The sequence below is a fragment of the Winogradskyella ouciana genome (assembly GCF_009709615.1).
Taxonomy (GTDB): Bacteria; Bacteroidota; Bacteroidia; order Flavobacteriales; family Flavobacteriaceae; genus Winogradskyella; species Winogradskyella ouciana.
On record NZ_WJYA01000005.1, the window covers coordinates 97,415 to 114,904 of the forward strand.

At 34.6% G+C, this 17,490-nt stretch carries 18 protein-coding genes and 1 tRNA gene; 13 read left to right on the plus strand and 6 right to left on the minus strand.

The features are described from left to right. Window positions 1–6 precede the first annotated feature (6 nt). The 13 genes from F1003_RS08020 to F1003_RS08080 all read left to right on the plus strand — a co-directional run bounded on the left by F1003_RS08020 (window position 7) and on the right by F1003_RS08080 (window position 14,208). Window positions 7–987 carry a hypothetical protein gene (locus F1003_RS08020; protein WP_155088755.1) on the plus strand — a complete coding sequence of 327 codons (981 nt, stop codon included), beginning with the start codon at window positions 7–9 and terminating at the stop codon, window positions 985–987. Next, complete coding sequence (locus F1003_RS08025; protein ID WP_155088757.1) at window positions 984–2,069, plus strand: DUF3179 domain-containing protein; 1,086 nt, start codon at window positions 984–986, stop codon at window positions 2,067–2,069. The genes F1003_RS08020 and F1003_RS08025 overlap by 4 nt, the downstream gene beginning before the upstream one ends. Window positions 2,070–2,276: 207 nt before the next feature. Continuing rightward, entirely contained in the window at window positions 2,277–2,732 is a 456-nt protein-coding gene (gene rplM / locus F1003_RS08030) for a 50S ribosomal protein L13 (protein WP_162306934.1), read from the plus strand. Then, on the plus strand, window positions 2,732–3,118 hold the full coding sequence (gene rpsI, locus F1003_RS08035) for a 30S ribosomal protein S9 (protein ID WP_155088759.1): 387 nt from the start codon (window positions 2,732–2,734) through the stop codon (window positions 3,116–3,118). The genes rplM and rpsI overlap by 1 nt, the downstream gene beginning before the upstream one ends. Before the next feature lie 172 nt (window positions 3,119–3,290). Continuing rightward, window positions 3,291–4,091: a 30S ribosomal protein S2 gene (gene rpsB / locus F1003_RS08040; RefSeq protein WP_155088761.1), complete on the plus strand. Its 801-nt coding sequence runs from the start codon at window positions 3,291–3,293 to the stop codon at window positions 4,089–4,091. Between the two features lie 100 nt (window positions 4,092–4,191). After that, entirely contained in the window at window positions 4,192–5,166 is a 975-nt protein-coding gene (gene tsf, locus F1003_RS08045) for a translation elongation factor Ts (protein ID WP_155088763.1), read from the plus strand. 125 nt (window positions 5,167–5,291) lie between these two features. Further along, window positions 5,292–5,999, plus strand: a complete 708-nt coding sequence (pyrH, locus tag F1003_RS08050) for a UMP kinase (RefSeq protein WP_155088764.1) — start codon at window positions 5,292–5,294, stop codon at window positions 5,997–5,999. Between the two features lie 47 nt (window positions 6,000–6,046). Then, complete coding sequence (frr, locus tag F1003_RS08055; RefSeq protein ID WP_155088766.1) at window positions 6,047–6,601, plus strand: ribosome recycling factor; 555 nt, start codon at window positions 6,047–6,049, stop codon at window positions 6,599–6,601. Window positions 6,602–6,721: 120 nt separating this feature from the next. After that, a complete protein-coding gene (locus F1003_RS08060) occupies window positions 6,722–8,002 on the plus strand; it encodes a DUF5686 family C-terminal domain-containing protein (protein WP_155088767.1) in 1,281 nt (426 codons plus the stop codon). Between the two features lie 110 nt (window positions 8,003–8,112). Further along, window positions 8,113–10,533 carry an efflux RND transporter permease subunit gene (locus F1003_RS08065; protein ID WP_155088769.1) on the plus strand — a complete coding sequence of 807 codons (2,421 nt, stop codon included), beginning with the start codon at window positions 8,113–8,115 and terminating at the stop codon, window positions 10,531–10,533. 19 nt (window positions 10,534–10,552) lie between these two features. Beyond that, the gene (asnS, locus tag F1003_RS08070) at window positions 10,553–11,986 is read left to right on the plus strand and encodes an asparagine--tRNA ligase (protein ID WP_155088771.1); all 1,434 of its coding nucleotides are present in this window, start codon (window positions 10,553–10,555) and stop codon (window positions 11,984–11,986) included. Window positions 11,987–12,118: 132 nt separating this feature from the next. Further along, a complete protein-coding gene (gene rpoN / locus F1003_RS08075; RefSeq protein WP_155088773.1) occupies window positions 12,119–13,582 on the plus strand; it encodes an RNA polymerase factor sigma-54 in 1,464 nt (487 codons plus the stop codon). A gap of 17 nt (window positions 13,583–13,599) precedes the next feature. Continuing rightward, on the plus strand, window positions 13,600–14,208 hold the full coding sequence (locus tag F1003_RS08080) for a hypothetical protein (RefSeq protein ID WP_155088774.1): 609 nt from the start codon (window positions 13,600–13,602) through the stop codon (window positions 14,206–14,208). On the opposite strand, the gene F1003_RS08085 is transcribed toward F1003_RS08080, so the two are convergent. The 6 genes from F1003_RS08085 to F1003_RS08110 form a co-directional block, all read right to left on the minus strand. Beyond that, window positions 14,203–14,904: a porin family protein gene (locus F1003_RS08085; protein WP_155088776.1), complete on the minus strand. Its 702-nt coding sequence runs from the start codon at window positions 14,902–14,904 to the stop codon at window positions 14,203–14,205. The genes F1003_RS08080 and F1003_RS08085 overlap by 6 nt on opposite strands. Window positions 14,905–14,989: 85 nt before the next feature. After that, window positions 14,990–15,454 carry an ExbD/TolR family protein gene (locus tag F1003_RS08090; RefSeq protein ID WP_155088778.1) on the minus strand — a complete coding sequence of 155 codons (465 nt, stop codon included), beginning with the start codon at window positions 15,452–15,454 and terminating at the stop codon, window positions 14,990–14,992. Between the two features lie 14 nt (window positions 15,455–15,468). After that, a complete protein-coding gene (locus F1003_RS08095) occupies window positions 15,469–16,083 on the minus strand; it encodes an ExbD/TolR family protein (RefSeq protein ID WP_155088780.1) in 615 nt (204 codons plus the stop codon). Window positions 16,084–16,089: 6 nt separating this feature from the next. Next, a complete protein-coding gene (locus F1003_RS08100) occupies window positions 16,090–16,527 on the minus strand; it encodes a hypothetical protein (protein WP_155088781.1) in 438 nt (145 codons plus the stop codon). A 9-nt stretch (window positions 16,528–16,536) separates the two neighbouring features. After that, the gene (locus tag F1003_RS08105; RefSeq protein WP_155088783.1) at window positions 16,537–17,304 is read right to left on the minus strand and encodes a MotA/TolQ/ExbB proton channel family protein; all 768 of its coding nucleotides are present in this window, start codon (window positions 17,302–17,304) and stop codon (window positions 16,537–16,539) included. 76 nt (window positions 17,305–17,380) lie between these two features. After that, window positions 17,381–17,468 (minus strand) — tRNA-Ser (locus tag F1003_RS08110). Between the last annotated feature and the right edge of the window lie 22 nt (window positions 17,469–17,490).

Genomic DNA, 17,490 nt, shown 5'->3' on the forward strand with positions numbered 1-17,490 from the left:
AAAGCAATGATGTTCAGATTTCTTTCTGTGTTTATAGGTTTGGGATTTTCCCAACTAATTGCAGGCCAAACCTGTTGTTCTGGTGGTATTCCATTGTCCAACAATATTGGTTTAGAATTTAACGAAGACGATACACTTCTCTTAAATATTAGTTACGATTTCAATAACCTCAATACCCTAAAGAATAATACAGAAACTTTAGATGATAATTCAAGATTAAGAACCACACATTCTATTTTAATAAATACTGGTTATGCTTTTTTAAATAAATGGTCAGTAGAAGGCTTGTTTACATGGGTAAACCAAAGGCGCATTATTTCTCAATTTGAGTCAGAAAACTTAGACCAAACCTACGGTATAGGTGATGCCATCGTTTTAATTCGTTACTCCCTTCTAAAGAACACTCCCAAAAACTGGAATCTAAATATTGGTGCTGGTGTAAAAATCCCTTTAGGTTCTTCAACTGAAACAAATGACCAAGGCATAACTCTAAATGCAGATTTACAGCCAGGCAGCAATGCTTGGGACTTGGTCTATTTAGTAGGAACTTCAAAAACTTTTGATTTTAGACCGACTATGACTTTTTCTTCACGCGTGGTTTATCGCCAAACAGGAGAAAATGATTCTTATTTTGGTAACTCTTCTTATAAATTTGGTAATGAAATTCAAGCATTTTTAAATGTCTCAGATCAATTTCTAATAAAAAACACATTGGTAAATCCTAGCCTGAGTTTTAAATATAGAAACGCAGAAAAGGACGAGACGCAAGGATTCGATATCCCAAATACAGGAGGGGATTGGGTTTTTATAATTCCAAGTTTTTCAGTGAAATTGTTTCAAAACATTTCTTTTAATGCAGCTGCTGAACTACCTTTATATTCTAGCCCAGACGGAACTCAACTAACACCAACCTATAGATTAACAACCGGACTTTTGTTTAAGCTATTTAGTAAACCAGAAGCCTTAACATTAAATCAAGAATTATGAAAATATTCAACTATTTATTCGCCATATTATTTTGTTTAGCCCTAGTTGATTGTAGTTCTAGTAATGCAACAGGTTCTGATGATGGCAGTATGGGTACTGACGATGACGGATCTACTCCATCCAATACATGGTTGATCCCATCTGATCAAGTAAGAGATGGTGGCCCTGGGAAAGATGGTATCCCATCCATTGACAACCCAATGTTTACAAATGTCGCTTCGGTTAATTTTCTTTCTGATGATGAATTAATTGTGGGAATAAAACAGGGCGATGTGGTAAAAGCCTATCCACATTATGTAATAGATTGGCATGAAATTGTTAATGATGATGTCAACGGAACCGATATGACTATTTCTTATTGTCCACTAACAGGAACAGCCTTTGCGTGGGAAAGTTTGGCCGATAGTTCTTTCACAACTTTTGGTGTTTCTGGTTTGTTATATAACAGTAATTTAATTTTGTACGACAGACAAACAGATAGTAATTGGTCTCAAATCTTACAACAATGTGTCAATGGCGAGTTAATTGGAGATACACCTGAAAAAATTATGGTCGTTGAAACCAATTGGGGAACTTGGAAAGATGCCTATCCAAACTCTTTGGTCTTAAATTCCAACACTGGCTTTAGCAAGCCTTACGGAACGTATCCTTATGGACCCTATAAAACCAGTCACGACTTTTTTCTATTCGTGCCAGAAATTTTAAATCCTGCGCTTCCCAACAAACAACGTGTTTTTGCTTTGATGGCAAATAACCAATCTAGAGTTTATAAATTTTCAGACTTTAATAACGGCAATGTTCTTAGAGAGAATTTTTTTAATAAGAATTTTTTAATTGTTGGTGATGAAAACCTCATTGTAGCCTTTGAGCTAAATGGTTCTAACAGTAACCTAACTTTTACTTATGATTTTCAAAACTCTGAAGCTTTCTTTAAGGATAATGAAGGTAGTAAATGGAATATGTTTGGTGAAGCTATTGAAGGTCCAAGAGAGGGTCAGAAACTAACACCTGCCAACTCTGTAACAAGCATGTGGTTTGCTATTGCAGCGTTTTTTCCAAACCCAACAATCTATCAAGAGTAAAGTTAAAATGTCCTTTCTAAATTATATTGTATAGAAGCCAAAGACTTTATGGTTTTTTATAAAATACATTTCGGTCAATTTCAGCTCTAAAAAAACATAGGCTAAGGTTTGTCAATCCAATAAGTTATCGTAAATTTGCAAACTCTTTTTCGGAAGAGGAATGTATAATCTTTTGCGCTGTGAAGCGTAATATTAAATCAAATTAGTGTGGACACATTAAGCTACAAAACAGTTTCTGCTAACAAAGCTACCGTTAATAAGGAGTGGGTTTTAGTTGATGCTGAAGGACAAACTTTAGGTCGCTTAGCTTCAAGAGTAGCAATACTTTTAAGAGGTAAGCACAAACCTAATTTTACGCCACACGTTGATTGCGGTGATAACGTAATTGTTGTTAATGCAGAAAAAATCAACTTAACGGGTAACAAATGGACGGAAAAAAGTTATATCCGTCACACAGGTTATCCAGGTGGTCAAAAAAGCCTGACTGCTACTGAGATGTTTGAGAAAGACCCAACCAGATTAGTAGAAAAGTCAGTAAAAGGAATGTTGCCTAAAAATAAATTAGGTTCTGTTCTTTTTAGAAACTTAACTGTTGTTGCTGGTACAGAGCACGCTCACGCAGCTCAAAAACCAAAGACAATGAAATTAAACGAAATTAACTAATGGAAGTAATTCACAAAATTGGCCGTAGAAAGACGGCTGTTGCTCGTGTGTACGTTGCCAAAGGAAAAGGTAACATCACGGTGAACAAAAAAGACATGGCGGAATACTTTACTACTGGAACACTTCAGTACAAAGTAAACCAACCAATTACCATGACTAACAATGATGGCAACTTTGATATTACTGTTAACGTATATGGAGGTGGTATCACCGGCCAGGCAGAAGCAATACGTTTAGGATTATCTCGCGCAATGTGCGAGTTAGATCCTGAAAACAGAGCAATATTAAAGCCAGAAGGTCTATTGACTAGAGATCCAAGAATGGTAGAGCGTAAGAAATTCGGACAGAAGAAAGCGCGTAAGAAATTCCAGTTCTCTAAACGTTAATATCCAACAACATTTAATTCAGAACTTGATCACTCAAGTTCTGAATTATCTTATTTTATTGAAAAGATTCTGAAACGAGTTCAGAATTAAAAGTTTAGCATCTAAATGGTTAAGGCGAGCAAAAGCGACCACTTAATCATTGCTAATTTAACAGAACGTAAACTATTAAAAAATGGAAAAAGTAGAAGTAAAAGAACTACTAGACGCAGGTGTACACTTCGGTCACCTCACACGTAAGTGGAACCCAAACATGGCCCCTTACATCTATATGGAGCGAAACGGCATCCATATCATTAACCTTTACAAGACAGCAGCTAAGATTGATGAAACTTGTGCAGCATTAAGTAAAATTGCAGCATCAGGAAAGAAAATTTTATTTGTTGCAACAAAAAAACAAGCTAAAGACATCGTAGCTGAAAAAGCAGGTGCTGTAAACCAACCTTATATTACTGAGCGTTGGCCAGGTGGAATGTTAACTAACTTCGTTACCATTAGAAAAGCCGTTAAAAAAATGGCCTCTATTGACAGAATGAAGAAAGACGGAACATTCAACTCTTTATCTAAGAAAGAGCGTTTACAAGTCAATCGTTTGCGTGCTAAGTTAGAAAAGAATTTAGGTTCTATTTCTGACATGACACGTTTACCTGGCGCACTATTTGTAGTTGATATTATGCGTGAGCATATCGCAATAAAGGAAGCACAGAAATTAAACATTCCTATTTTCGCTATGGTAGATACCAACTCCGATCCGCGTGAGGTTGATTACCTTATCCCAGCAAATGACGATGCTTCTAAATCTATCGATAAGATATTATCTATTGTAACATCTGCAGTAGAGGATGGTCTTAATGAGAGAAAAGCAGAGCGTGCTGAAAAAGACACTAAGAAAGCAGATCAAAAATCTGAAACAAAAGCTGAGGCTAAACCAAAAGCTGCAAAAAAGGAAAAAGTAGCAGCTGAGGAAGAAGAATAAATAACATTTATACAATATTAAAAGTCATTTAATTCTTTTTTTACCCTGAGCATGTCGAAGGGCATTAAACTAATTGAATGACTTTTTAAATTTAAAAACTATGGAAAATACTGTAAAAGTTACAGCAGCAGAAGTAAACAAGCTAAGACAAGCAACTGGTGCTGGTATGATGGATTGTAAAAAAGCTTTAGTTGAAGCTGGTGGTGATTTTGATAAAGCCATTGAAGTTTTACGTAAAAAAGGTCAAAAAGTTGCAGAAAAAAGAGCTGACAGAGATTCTTCTGAAGGTGCTGCTGTAGCTAAAATTAATGGAGATAACACTTCTGGTGTTGCTATCGTTTTAGGTTGCGAAACAGATTTCGTAGGTAAAAACGAAAACTTTGTAAAACTTGCTAACGAGCTAGGTGAAGTTGCGTTAAACTATAATACAAAAGAAGAATTTTTAGCAGGAGATTTCGACGGAATGACCGTTGCAGAAAAATTAACTGAGCAAACAGGTGTTATCGGTGAGAAATTAGATATCACTGCTTTTGAAAGGTTAGATGCACCTTATGTTGGACAATATGTTCATATTAATAAAATTGCTGCTTTAGTAGGTTTATCTGCAAAAGTAGATAACGTTGAAACTTTAGTTAAAGACGTTGCTATGCAAGTAGCTTCTATGGGGGCAACAACATTATCATATAAAGATTTTGATCCTGCTTATGTTGCTTCAGAAACTGAAGCACGTATTGCAGTTATCGAAAAAGATAATATTGAATTAGGACGTTTAGGTAAGACATTAAAGAATGTACCAAAATACATTTCTATGGCTCAATTAACTCATGAGGTAATGGCAGAAGCGGAAGAAGCTGCAAAAGCAGAATTAAAAGCTGAAGGTAAGCCAGAACAAATCTGGGATCGTATTTTACCTGGTAAAATGGAGCGTTTCATTTCTGATAACACAACTTTAGATCAAGAGCAATGTTTATTAGATCAAAAGTTCATTAAAGATGAAAAGAAAACTGTTGCTGAATATGTAAAATCTTATGGTGATGTTGAAGTTACCGGATTTAAAAGAGCAACTGTAGGATAAGTATCTTACATCCATTCTAAATATTTTAAAAGCTTCTCAATTTATGAGAAGCTTTTTTTTGGTATTTTTTTCACTTTTACAGATGCTAATAATTATGTAGCTTTGTTCAACTTTCAAATTCTAACATGAAATATAAAAGAATACTACTAAAACTGTCTGGTGAAGCACTTATGGGTAATCGTCAATACGGTATTGACCCAGAGCGATTGGCAGAATACGCTCAAGATATTAAAGCGATAACCGACTTAGGTGTACAGGTCGCTATTGTTATTGGCGGCGGAAACATATTTAGAGGAGTTGCTGGCGCTAGTAATGGTATGGATCGTGTTCAAGGAGACCACATGGGCATGTTGGCAACAGTTATTAATGGTTTAGCATTGCAAAGTGCCTTAGAGGATTCTGGCATCCCTACACGGTTACAATCGGCAATTAAAATAAATGAAGTGGCAGAACCTTTTATACGACGTAAAGCACTTCGCCATTTAGAAAAAGGGCGTGTCGTTATATTTGGTGGAGGAACAGGAAATCCATATTTCACCACAGATTCAGCAGCAGTATTAAGAGCAATTGAAATTGAAGCAGACGTAATTCTAAAAGGCACTAGAGTAGATGGAATTTATAATGCTGACCCTGAAAAGGATATTACAGCAACTAAATTTGACCACATCACTTTTGATGATGTTTTACGTAAAGGCTTAAAAGTTATGGATACAACAGCCTTTACACTTAGTCAAGAAAATAAACTGCCAATTATAGTTTTTGATATGAACAAAAAGGGTAACCTTTTAAAAGTAGTTTCTGGTGAAACCGTAGGAACGGAAGTTAATCTTTAAAAAAATTGGCTCAACTTTTGATAGCACTCAATTAAAATTATAACACTATGAACGAAGACATTAAATTTATAATAGATACTGCTGAAGAAGCAATGGAGGCTGCTCTAAAGCATTTAGAAAAGCAATTGGTTAACATTAGAGCTGGTAAGGCAAGTCCTGCGATGTTAGGAAGTGTAATGGTAGATTATTATGGCTCTCAGACTCCATTGAACCAGGTTGCAAATGTAAACACACCAGATGGCAGAACAATTTCTGTACAACCATGGGAAAAAAGTATGCTTCAGGAAATTGAGCGCGGAATAATGCTGGCTAATTTAGGCTTTAATCCTATGAATAATGGTGAAATGATTATCATTAACGTACCACCCTTAACCGAAGAACGTAGAAAGGATTTAGCAAAACAAGCTAAAGCGGAAGCCGAAGACGCTAAAGTTGGTGTAAGAAATGCACGTAAGGATGCCATGAATGAAATTAAAAAAGTTGATGTTTCTGAAGACCTACAAAATAATGCAGAAATAGATGTGCAAGAACTTACGGATTCTTACGTTAAGAAGATAGACAGCATTCTTGACGTTAAGGAGAATGAGATTATGACCGTATAATACCAAGTTGAAATTGAGCCATTCTGAATTTAATTTCAGAATCTTAAATCCCCAATCATTTGGGACAGATTGTCAACTTATAGGATTTTGGTTCTTCTGTTTTAAAATAAAAATACTTTAATGCTAAAACATCTGTTTGTTGTTTTTCTAATTGGCCTAGCAACAAATAGTATTGCTCAAAACCCTATTTCTCAAGAAAGGGATTCTTCGCTAATAGCAAGAGATTCTATAAAAAAAGCCGAATTTTTAAAAAAAATAGGCAATGGTTATATATCCATTGGCTTTTTTGATTTAGACCTTCGTTATTTAATTAAATTCAATCAGTTTGAAGGTTTTAGAACTGGCTTAGGAGGTGTTACCAATAAACGTCTTTCTGAACATTTCCGAATTAACGGTTATACCGTTTATGGTTTTAAGGATAAGCGCTATAAATATAGTGTTGGTGGTGGTTTTAGAATAAATGAAAAATCCAATACATGGGTTAACCTAGCTTACACGGATGATTTGCAAGAAACAGGAAGTTCTACCTTTTTAACTGACAAACGCTTTTTTACTTTTTTTGAACCTCGACTATTAAATATAGATCTATTTCACAGGCATATAACAAAGTCCGTTGGCCTACAGCATAAAATATCCAATCATCTTTTGTCAGAAACCCAATTAGCGACTAGTAAAATAAACCCAACATACAATTACAGGTTTAATTTAGACGACAGAAGTTATAACACTTTTGATATAAGTAGTGCTATAATCAGTTTACAGTGGAGTCCTTTTAGCCAATTTGAACTGGTTAAAAATAAAGTACTGGAAATTAAAAATGGCTATCCAAAATTCACCCTTCAAGTTACTCAAGGATTTAAATCCGTTTTTGGAAGCGATTTTAATTTTTCCAAATTAGATTTTAGGACCGTTCAACAGTTTAATCATAAAAACAATGCGATTAGCAAAATAACGCTAGTTGCTGGTATAGCTGGTGGAGAAACTCCTTTAACGCACCTCTACCATGCCTACCCAAATAATATTACAAAAGAAACCATTCTTCAACGGTTCTCTGTAGCAGGTCTCAATAGTTTTGAAACCATGTATTTTAATGAATTCTTTAGCGATAATTTTTCGACCTTACAATTGAAACATTACTTTAAACCTTTCAAAATTTCTGACCGATTTCAACCACAACTCGTTCTTATTTCTAGGTATGCTGTTGGAGATATGAAAAGTATTGATAGACATCAAGGTATAAACTTCAACACTTTAGAACACGTTTACTCAGAATCTGGTTTTGAAATCAATAAACTTCTCTTTGGTTTTGGGCTTAGTTTTGCGTACAGATATGGAGGTTATCATCTTCCTAATTTTGAAGACAATATAGCTTTTAAGTTTACCTTTAATATTTCGCTTTAGAGCAAATTATATTACTGTTAATTACATAACAATTCCTTAGGTTTTTTCTACCTTTGCGGCTCGTTTCAATAAATAAAGTGGCACTATTTATTTTAGGTAGATACTAAAAAATGTTTAAACTGTTAACTATAGGTTTTTGGGAGGCTGTTGCGAGGTTAATTCTTCGTAACAAAATCTTTATTCTCATTACTGTTATTGCAGCGACCGTATTTTTTAGTATGCAGTGGAAACATATGCGCTTTACCAATACTGAAGCCAATATGTTGCCAGATGACCATGAGGTTAACCTCGCTTACAATGAGTTTCTGGAAATTTTTGGAGAAGAAGGCAATCTCGTTGTAATTGGCGTTAAAGATTCAACGTTGTTTACTGTTAAACAGCTTAATGCTTGGAACAACCTTGCAGAATCTTTCAAACCATATGATGAAGTTGAAACTGTAATTTCTATAAAAGATCTTCAAAAACTTGTAAAAAACACCAAAAAAGAACAGTTTGATTTAGAGCCTTTTATCAAGGATTCTTTAACCAATATAGAGCAAATAAAAACACTACAAGAGGAGCTGTTTAAAAAGTATCCTTTTTACGACAACTTTCTGTTCAACGCCGAAACAAAGACGATTCGAACTGCCTTATATATAAAGAAAGACATTGTTAATACATCAGCAAGAAAAGATTTTATTTTAAATGTCTTAGAGCCTAAAATCGAAGAGTTTAGAAGTAATACATCATTAGATGTTCGTGTTTCGGGTATGCCCTACATTCGCACATTAAACTCTCAGAATATTATTGATGAAATCCCTGTTTTTATTGGTGCCGCACTTTTTATAACCTCTTTAATCTTCTTTTTATTCTTTAGATCATTTAGAGCCACATTTATTTCGCTCATCGTGGTCTGTGTTGGTGTAATGTGGACTTTTGGAATATTAGGTTTGCTTGGCTACGAGATTACAGTGCTTACAGCTCTAATTCCACCTTTGATTATCGTTATAGGCATTCCTAATTGTATTTTCTTAATCAATAAATACCAGCATGAAGTAAGATCTCATGGTAATAAAGTAAAATCGCTACAACGTGTAATAACTAAAGTAGGTAATGCTACTTTAATGACCAATGTAACGACGGCGTCTGGTTTTGCAACTTTCATCTTAACAGAAAGCAAGCTACTTAAAGAATTTGGTATCGTTGCCTCCTTAAGTATTCTGGCCATCTTCATTTTGTGTTTATTAATTATTCCTATTATCTACACTTTTCTGCCTTACCCAAAACAACGCCATTTAGAACACCTCAATAAGCGTTGGATTGGTGGTTTTGTAGATTGGATGGAGCGTATGGTAAAGCATAAAAAGATCACTATTTATGTTACCGCGTTTGTATTGATTATTGCCAGCATGATTGGTATAAATCAAATAAGAATTTCTGGGAGTTTAATTGAGGACATGCCAAAGAATAAACAGTTCTTTAAAGATATTCGCTTTTTTGAAGAAGAGTTTAATGGTATTATGCCTTTAGAGATTATGGTTGACACTAAACGCAAAAAAGGTGTTATGAAATTGGCAACCTTAAAACGAATTAACGAGCTCGAGGAATTAATTGAAGAAACACCCGAATTATCAAAACCTATCTCGGTAGTTAGTTTGGTAAAGTATAGTAAACAGGCATATTACAATGGTAATCCAAAGTATTACCAGTTACCTACCAGTCAAGAGAACAGTTTTATTCTATCCTATGCCAAAAATTCATCATCTGATGTAGATTTGTTAAAAAACTTTGTGGACAGCACAGGTCAGTATGCTCGTATCACTACGTTTATGAAAGATATTGGCACTGACAAAATGGAGCGTATTCAAGAGAATCTTCAGAATAAAATTGATAAATTATTCCCAGAAGAACGTTATGACGTCACTATGACAGGTAAGGCGTTGGTGTTTCAAAAAGGAACAAAGTATTTAGTAAGAAACCTTGTCATTTCATTGTCATTGGCCATTTTTCTTATCTCATTATTTATGGCTTACCTCTTTCGTTCATTTAGAATGATTATTGTGTCGCTCATCCCTAACTTATTGCCACTATTAGTTACGGCAGGTTTAATGGGTTATGTTGGTGTGCCTATAAAACCATCAACCATATTGGTGTTTAGTATCGCTTTTGGTATTTCTGTAGATGACACCATTCACTTTTTGGCAAAATATAGACAAGAGTTACAGGCTAACCACTGGAAAATAAGGAAATCGGTTTATGCTGCACTTAGGGAAACAGGAGTCAGCATGTTCTATACATCCATTGTTTTATTCTTCGGATTCTCTGTATTTACCATTTCTAGCTTTGGTGGTACGGTTGCTTTAGGTGCTTTAGTCTCTATAACCTTATTATTTGCGATGCTTTCTAATTTGTTGCTATTACCTTCACTTCTATTATCATTAGAGCGTAATATTGCAAACAAAGAAGTATTGCGTAAACCTTCAATCGATATTATTCCTTCGGAGGATGACAATGAAGATGACCAAGAAAATCAACTAGAACATTTATCTTAGTATTTCAAAATAATTAAAAATGACAACAAAAACAGTAGCAGAATTATTATCACAAGATGTGACATTGCAAGATGTTAGCGTAAAGGGATGGGTAAGAACGTTTAGAGCAAATCGATTTATTGCTCTTAATGATGGTTCTACTATAAATAATATTCAGTGCGTTGTAGATTTTGAAAATTTTGATGAAGACCTGTTAAAGCGTGTTACGACAGGCGCTGCAATACATGTAACAGGGCAACTGGTAGAAAGTCAAGGTAAAGGCCAATCTGTTGAAATACAAGTTAAGGAGTTAGAGGTGTTGGGTGAATCTGATCCTGAGACTTATCCTATTCAACCTAAAAAGCACACGTTTGAATTCCTAAGGGAAAATGCACATTTACGTACCAGAACCAACACATTTAGTGCTGTAATGCGATTACGATCTTCATTATCTTTTGCTATCCACAAGTATTTTAACGACAATGGTTTTTACTATATGCACACACCAATTATTACAGGTAGTGATGCTGAGGGAGCTGGAGAAATGTTTAGAGTTACCGGATTAGATCCAAAAAACCCACCATTGACTGAGGATGGTATGGTTGATTACAAAGAAGATTTCTTCGGTAAAGAAACCAACCTTACAGTTTCCGGTCAATTAGAAGCCGAAACTTACGCTATGTCTTTGGGAAAGGTTTATACCTTTGGCCCAACATTTAGAGCTGAAAACTCAAACACATCACGTCATTTAGCTGAATTCTGGATGATTGAACCCGAAGTTGCTTTTATGGACTTAGCTGGCAATATGGATTTGGCTGAAGACTTTATGAAATCAGTTTTGAGTTATGTACTAGAACATAACAAAGAAGATTTAGAATTTTTAGATAAGCGTCTGCAAGACGAAGAAAAGAAATTGCCTCAAGCAGACCGAAGTCCGATGAATTTAATTGATAAAATTAAGTTTGTGGTCGATAACAATTTTAAACGTGTTAGTTATACTGAGGCTATAGATATACTTAGAAATAGCAAACCTAACAAGAAAAAGAAATTCAAATATATTATTGAAGAATGGGGCGCAGATTTACAGTCTGAACATGAGCGCTTCTTAGTAGAAAAGCATTTTAAGTGCCCTGTAATATTATTTGATTACCCAGCCAATATCAAGGCATTTTATATGCGTTTAAATGAAGACTGTAAAACGGTAAGAGCAATGGATATTTTATTTCCTGGTATTGGTGAAATGGTTGGTGGTTCTCAACGTGAAGAGCGTTTAGAGGTGTTAAAAGAAAAAATGAAAGCTTTAGACATTCCTGAGGAAGAATTATGGTGGTACTTAGATTTACGTAAATACGGAACCGCAGTACATTCGGGCTTTGGTTTAGGGTTTGAGCGTTTGGTAATGTTTGCTACAGGCATGGGTAATATTAGGGACGTCATTCCTTATCCTCGTACACCTCAGAATGCGGAGTTTTAAGACTTACTGTTAGGCTTAGCGCAGTTGAACCCAATTCATAATATTGCTAAAAGGCACTTCGACTGCGCTCAGTATGACAAATGAATAATAAATCAAATAGATTCGTTATTTTTATAATCAACAAGAAGATTTATGGCCCTAAAACAGTATTTACAATTTAAGCTTTCACAAAAGCTGTCACCTCAGCAGATTCAACTCATGAAGTTGATTCAGTTACCTACACAAGCATTTGAACAACGTTTAAAGCAAGAATTAGAAGAAAATCCTGCTTTGGATACTGGTAAAGAATCCGACAATTCTGAAGACAACTTTGACGAGTTTGACAATACAGAAGATTATAATGATAGTGAAACCATAGAGGCTGAGGATATTAATGTTGATGAATATTTAAGTGATGATGAAATTCCTGATTATCGCACAAGAGCCAATAATTATAGCTCTGATGATGAAGAAAAAAGTGTCCCTTATGCGGCCGGAACTTCTTTTACCCAACACCTAATAAATCAGTTAAACACATTTAGATTATCTGAGCAAGAAGAAGAAATAGCTTATTTCTTAGTTGGAAGTGTAGATGAGAGTGGTTATATACGTCGTTCTTTATCTGATATTACTGATGATTTAGCCTTTACACAAAATGTCTATACAACCGAAGAAGAGGTTGAAAAAGTTCTAAAAGTTGTACATCAGCTAGATCCTGCAGGTGTTGGAGCTAGAAATCTTCAAGAATGTTTGAGCATACAATTAGGCAGAAAAGAGCAAAACCCAGATGTTGAGTTAGCCTCTGCGATAATCGACAAAGGCTTTGAACAATTTACCAAAAAGCACTATAAAAAGTTGATGCAAAAATTCAGTATCAATGAAGAGCAACTCAAAGATGCCATTGAAGAAATTGAACGGCTTAATCCTAAACCTGGTGGCTCTTATGCCGGTAACAATAAAATTGTTGAGCACATCGTGCCAGATTTTGCCATAAAAATTGTTGATGGTGAACTTGATTTAACCTTAAACGGAAGAAATGCTCCAGAGCTCCACGTATCTAGAGAATACAATAACATGCTTAAAGGATATAAGGACAGTAAGGAAAAATCTAAAGCACAGAAAGATGCTGTGATGTTCATTAAGCAGAAGTTAGATGCAGCCAAATGGTTTATTGAAGCTGTAAGGCAACGTCAACAAACACTTTTTGTTACCATGAGTTCCATTATGAACTACCAAAAAGAGTACTTCTTAACAGGTGACGAGCGTAAACTTCGTCCTATGATATTAAAAGATATTGCAGATGAAATAGAGATGGATGTTTCTACAATATCGCGTGTCGCTAACAGCAAGTATGTAGATACACCTTATGGAACTAAACTTATAAAAGAGTTCTTTTCTGAATCCATGACCAACGACCAAGGAGAGGAAGTTTCTACCAGAGAAATAAAAAAGATTCTTGAAACTGTTATTGAAGAAGAAAATAAAAAGAAGCCATTAACTGATGAGGCACTTTCAAAAATTTTAAAAGAGAAGGGTTACCCTATCGCCAGACGTACTGTTGCTAAATACAGAGAACAATTAGATATTCCCGTTGCAAGACTTAGAAAGGAATTATAGTAAAACATATCATTTGGATGAAAGATTTTATTCTCAAAAGTATCTCGTTTGTTTTTCATCCGTTGATAATGCCACTTCTTGGTGTTATGTTTTATTTTCATAAAACGCCACGTTATATTCCAGAACCCTTAAGAAATGCTAAGATTTTTTCAATTGTAATTCTCACAATTATTCTTCCCATTCTGCTTTTCTTTTTATTAAAGACTATTAATAAAGTTGAGACTATTTATTTAAAAAGCACCAAAGAAAGGCTAATACCATTACTGATTAATTGTGTTATAATTGTCCTTATTCTTTTACGTGTTTTAACTTCCAACGAGATAATAGAACTATACTTCTTTTTTCTTGGAATTTTATGTTCTACAATGGCTTGTTTAATAATGGCAATATTTAAGGTAAAGGCTAGTATTCACATGATTGCTGCCTCAGGCTTTTTTATGTTTGCCATTGCTATTGGTATTCATTTTCAAATTAATATCAATGGTACAATTGCTTTAATGATGATTGTACTTGGCGCTATAGCAACGTCTCGCTTGCATTTAAAAGCACACTCCAATCAAGAATTAATCATTGGCATGTTTACTGGGTTGTTTCCACAACTTGTATTTATGAATTACTGGTTATAAAATGTAGAACATCAATCCTATTTTTAAGGATTTCATATCTATAGATTGCCCATTGAGATTTGCCGAATTATCAAAAATTGAATTCAGTCCATAATACACATGGAAATTCCATGTGCCATAACCTACACTTAAGGTTAAGCCATACTGAAGCTTATTAAAGTCTTCAACATTAGTTAGTTTTTCATCTCCATTATCACTCTTAAATTTAGTAGAATTATAAAAAAGGTAACCTACTTTGAACCCTGAATAAATTCGCCAAAAACTGTAGTCAGTTGCAGTAGAAGTTCTCCATCTAAACTCAAATGGCACCTCCACCAAATAGGTAGTGAACTTGTTTTTTGAGACATTCACCTCGCTTTCATCAATGATATTATATGAAATATCATTATTAGTCTCTAGTATAGAAACATTTTGATTATAAGAGTTTGAAGACAAGCCCAAACCCAAACCAATAGCAACATTTCTTCTTTCATTAACGGGCATATCCCTTATAAAGCCCAAATGAAACCCTGAAGAAAATCCATTTTGATTAACGCCATTGGGTTTAATGTTTAGAAGATTATATGTAATAGAAACGTAAAACTGGTCTTCTCTGTAGTTTTTATACAATTCAGATTTATCTGTAGTATTCTCATTGTTTTGGCTCATACCAAAACAACTCATTAAAACCGTTAAAAACAGTATGGTATGTTTCATAAGCTAAAACTACAAAATCTTTAAATGAGATGAAATAAAAAACGCCCTGATTCCTCAGGACGTTATTATATAAAATTAAGAGTAATTATTCTTCGGTTTTTGCATTTACTATATACATTACTTTTAATGTATTTGCCTTTCTTAGCTCTTGTTTAATATCAGATACCAAACCAGCATGCGTCTCTTTATCTACCTTAAGACCTACAACAAACTTAGGTTGTAATTCCTCAACCAATTCAGCTTGTGCCGCTAAAACGCTTGGCTTAACTTGGTCAACGTCTATAAAAGCATCATTAAACTGTATACGTGGCTCATCACCAAACTGTTTAAATTGACTACTCGGCTTACCAGCATATATAAAAGCTGTTCTATCTTTCTTAAGTTTCTCTATCTGATCTGCAGCAGGTAAGATATTTTCAATCATTAAGCTACTATCTCTCATTACTGTTGCTACCATGAAAAAGAAAAGCAACATAAATACAATATCAGGTAGGGAGGCCGTTGAAATTGCCGGCAAGTCTCCTTGTTTTCCTTTTTTAAATTTTGACATAATTTGTTACTTTTTTAACTTTTATCTGGTTCTGCTTCAGACAATTTCATAGGATATAGCTTTTTAATGGCCTCAATTTGCTCATTGAGTTTTTCATCCTTACTAAATTGATTTTTCTCCTTTTCCTCCAACATAGACTGAAAACTTCTATTGTACAAACGCTGTGCTTCTCTTTCTCTTAAGAAATTATAAGCTGCAACTAGTTCGTTCTGTACTTCAATATATTTCTCATAGGAGGTTTCCCTATCATGTTTCATTGAGATAATTGCTTTATCAGGGTGATCCGAAGAAGCAGGGTCTCTATCTCCTTTACAGTAAGTACAAGTTTCTCCTTCTGCATTAGTACTTCCACCATTATCCAAAAAGTCTATTGCTGCTTGTCTTAAGTCCTTTAACTCCATTAACTCTTCTTCTACGAGCAATTGGTTATCACGACTAACAAGTACGGTAAATAAATTTTTCTGTTTAATAATAGGAGGCTCTACTTCAGAATCGTCAATAGGTGGCAAACTTCTTAATAATCCCTTATCTTTTTCTATCGTTGTTGTTACCAAGAAGAAGATAAGAAGTAAGAAGGCAATGTCAGCCATTGAACCTGCATTTACTTCTGGTGCCGATCTCTTTGCCATACTATATTATTTACTGATTATTTTTTTAACTCCTGAGAAAATCATTGCTAATGCTGCAATAACAATCAATATGTAAAACGCTGTTAAACCAGCTCCTACCATTTGTGACTGCGCACTAGTAGCTACTCCATCTTGTAGGTCATATTGACGTGGATCACCTCCAGCTGATAGATATGAAACAATCAATATCACAGCAAAGGCTCCTACACCTATTAACGTATTCTTTAATCCTGAAGTATTTGTGAATAGATTTTTTAAAACAAAAATCACTACAAAAGCTAAAACTAGAACTAGTATTATATAGGCTATATAAGCCATAGGATCAACAAGACTGGCTTCTTCGCCTGACTTTATTGCATCATCACCTGCAGCTATGATTCTAACCAAGAATACAATCCCAGCTAAACTCAACAGTGCGGCAACTATTTTTAATATTTTGTGCATAATAATTTTTTATTTTTTGTGTCTTACTAATAAGTCCATCAATGTAATTGATGCATCTTCCATGTCATTTACAATACTATCTATTTTAGCGATAATGTAGTTGTAAAAAATTTGAAGAATAATAGCTACAATAAGACCAAATACAGTTGTTAAAAGTGCTACTTTAATACCACCAGCAACTAAAGACGGTTGCATGTCACCAGCTGCTTCAATTTTATCAAAGGCCTGAATCATACCAATTACAGTACCCATGAAACCAAGCATTGGTGCTAATGCTATAAATAAAGAAATCCAAGATACGTTCTTTTCTAACTGTCCCATCTGTACGCCACCATAAGCAACTACAGCTTTTTCAGCAGCATCAAGATCCTCGTCTGCACGATCTAAACCTTGATAGAAAATAGAAGCAACAGGCCCTTTTGTATTTCTACAAACTTCCTTTGCAGCTTCAATACCACCTGAGTTTAATGCATCTTCTACATTTTGGGTTAATTTTTTAGTGTTTGTGGTTGAAAGGTTTAAAAAGATAATTCTCTCAATAGCTATTGCTAGACCAAGAATTAAACATAATAATACAATACCCATAAAGCCTGGGCCACCTTCAATAAAACGCTTTTTTAATTCTTGATGGAAACTCAAATCTTCTGATGTCTCTTCAGCTTCTTGAGTTACACTTGTTACAGTTGCTGTTGTAGTAGCTAATGTTGTAGTATTAGCGTTAACAGTTCCGACAGCCATTAAACACGTAATGGCAAGGATAGAAAATAATCTTTTCATTGTTCTTAATTCTTAATTTTATTAGTTAAAGTGTTAAAGATAAAAAAAATAATGTAACAAATGCGTAAAATCTAAGCAGAGAGGAAGGGATTCGAACCCTCGATACCCTTTTGGAGTATACACACTTTCCAGGCGTGCGCCTTCGACCACTCGGCCACCTCTCTCTAAACTCTCGTAAAAGTTACG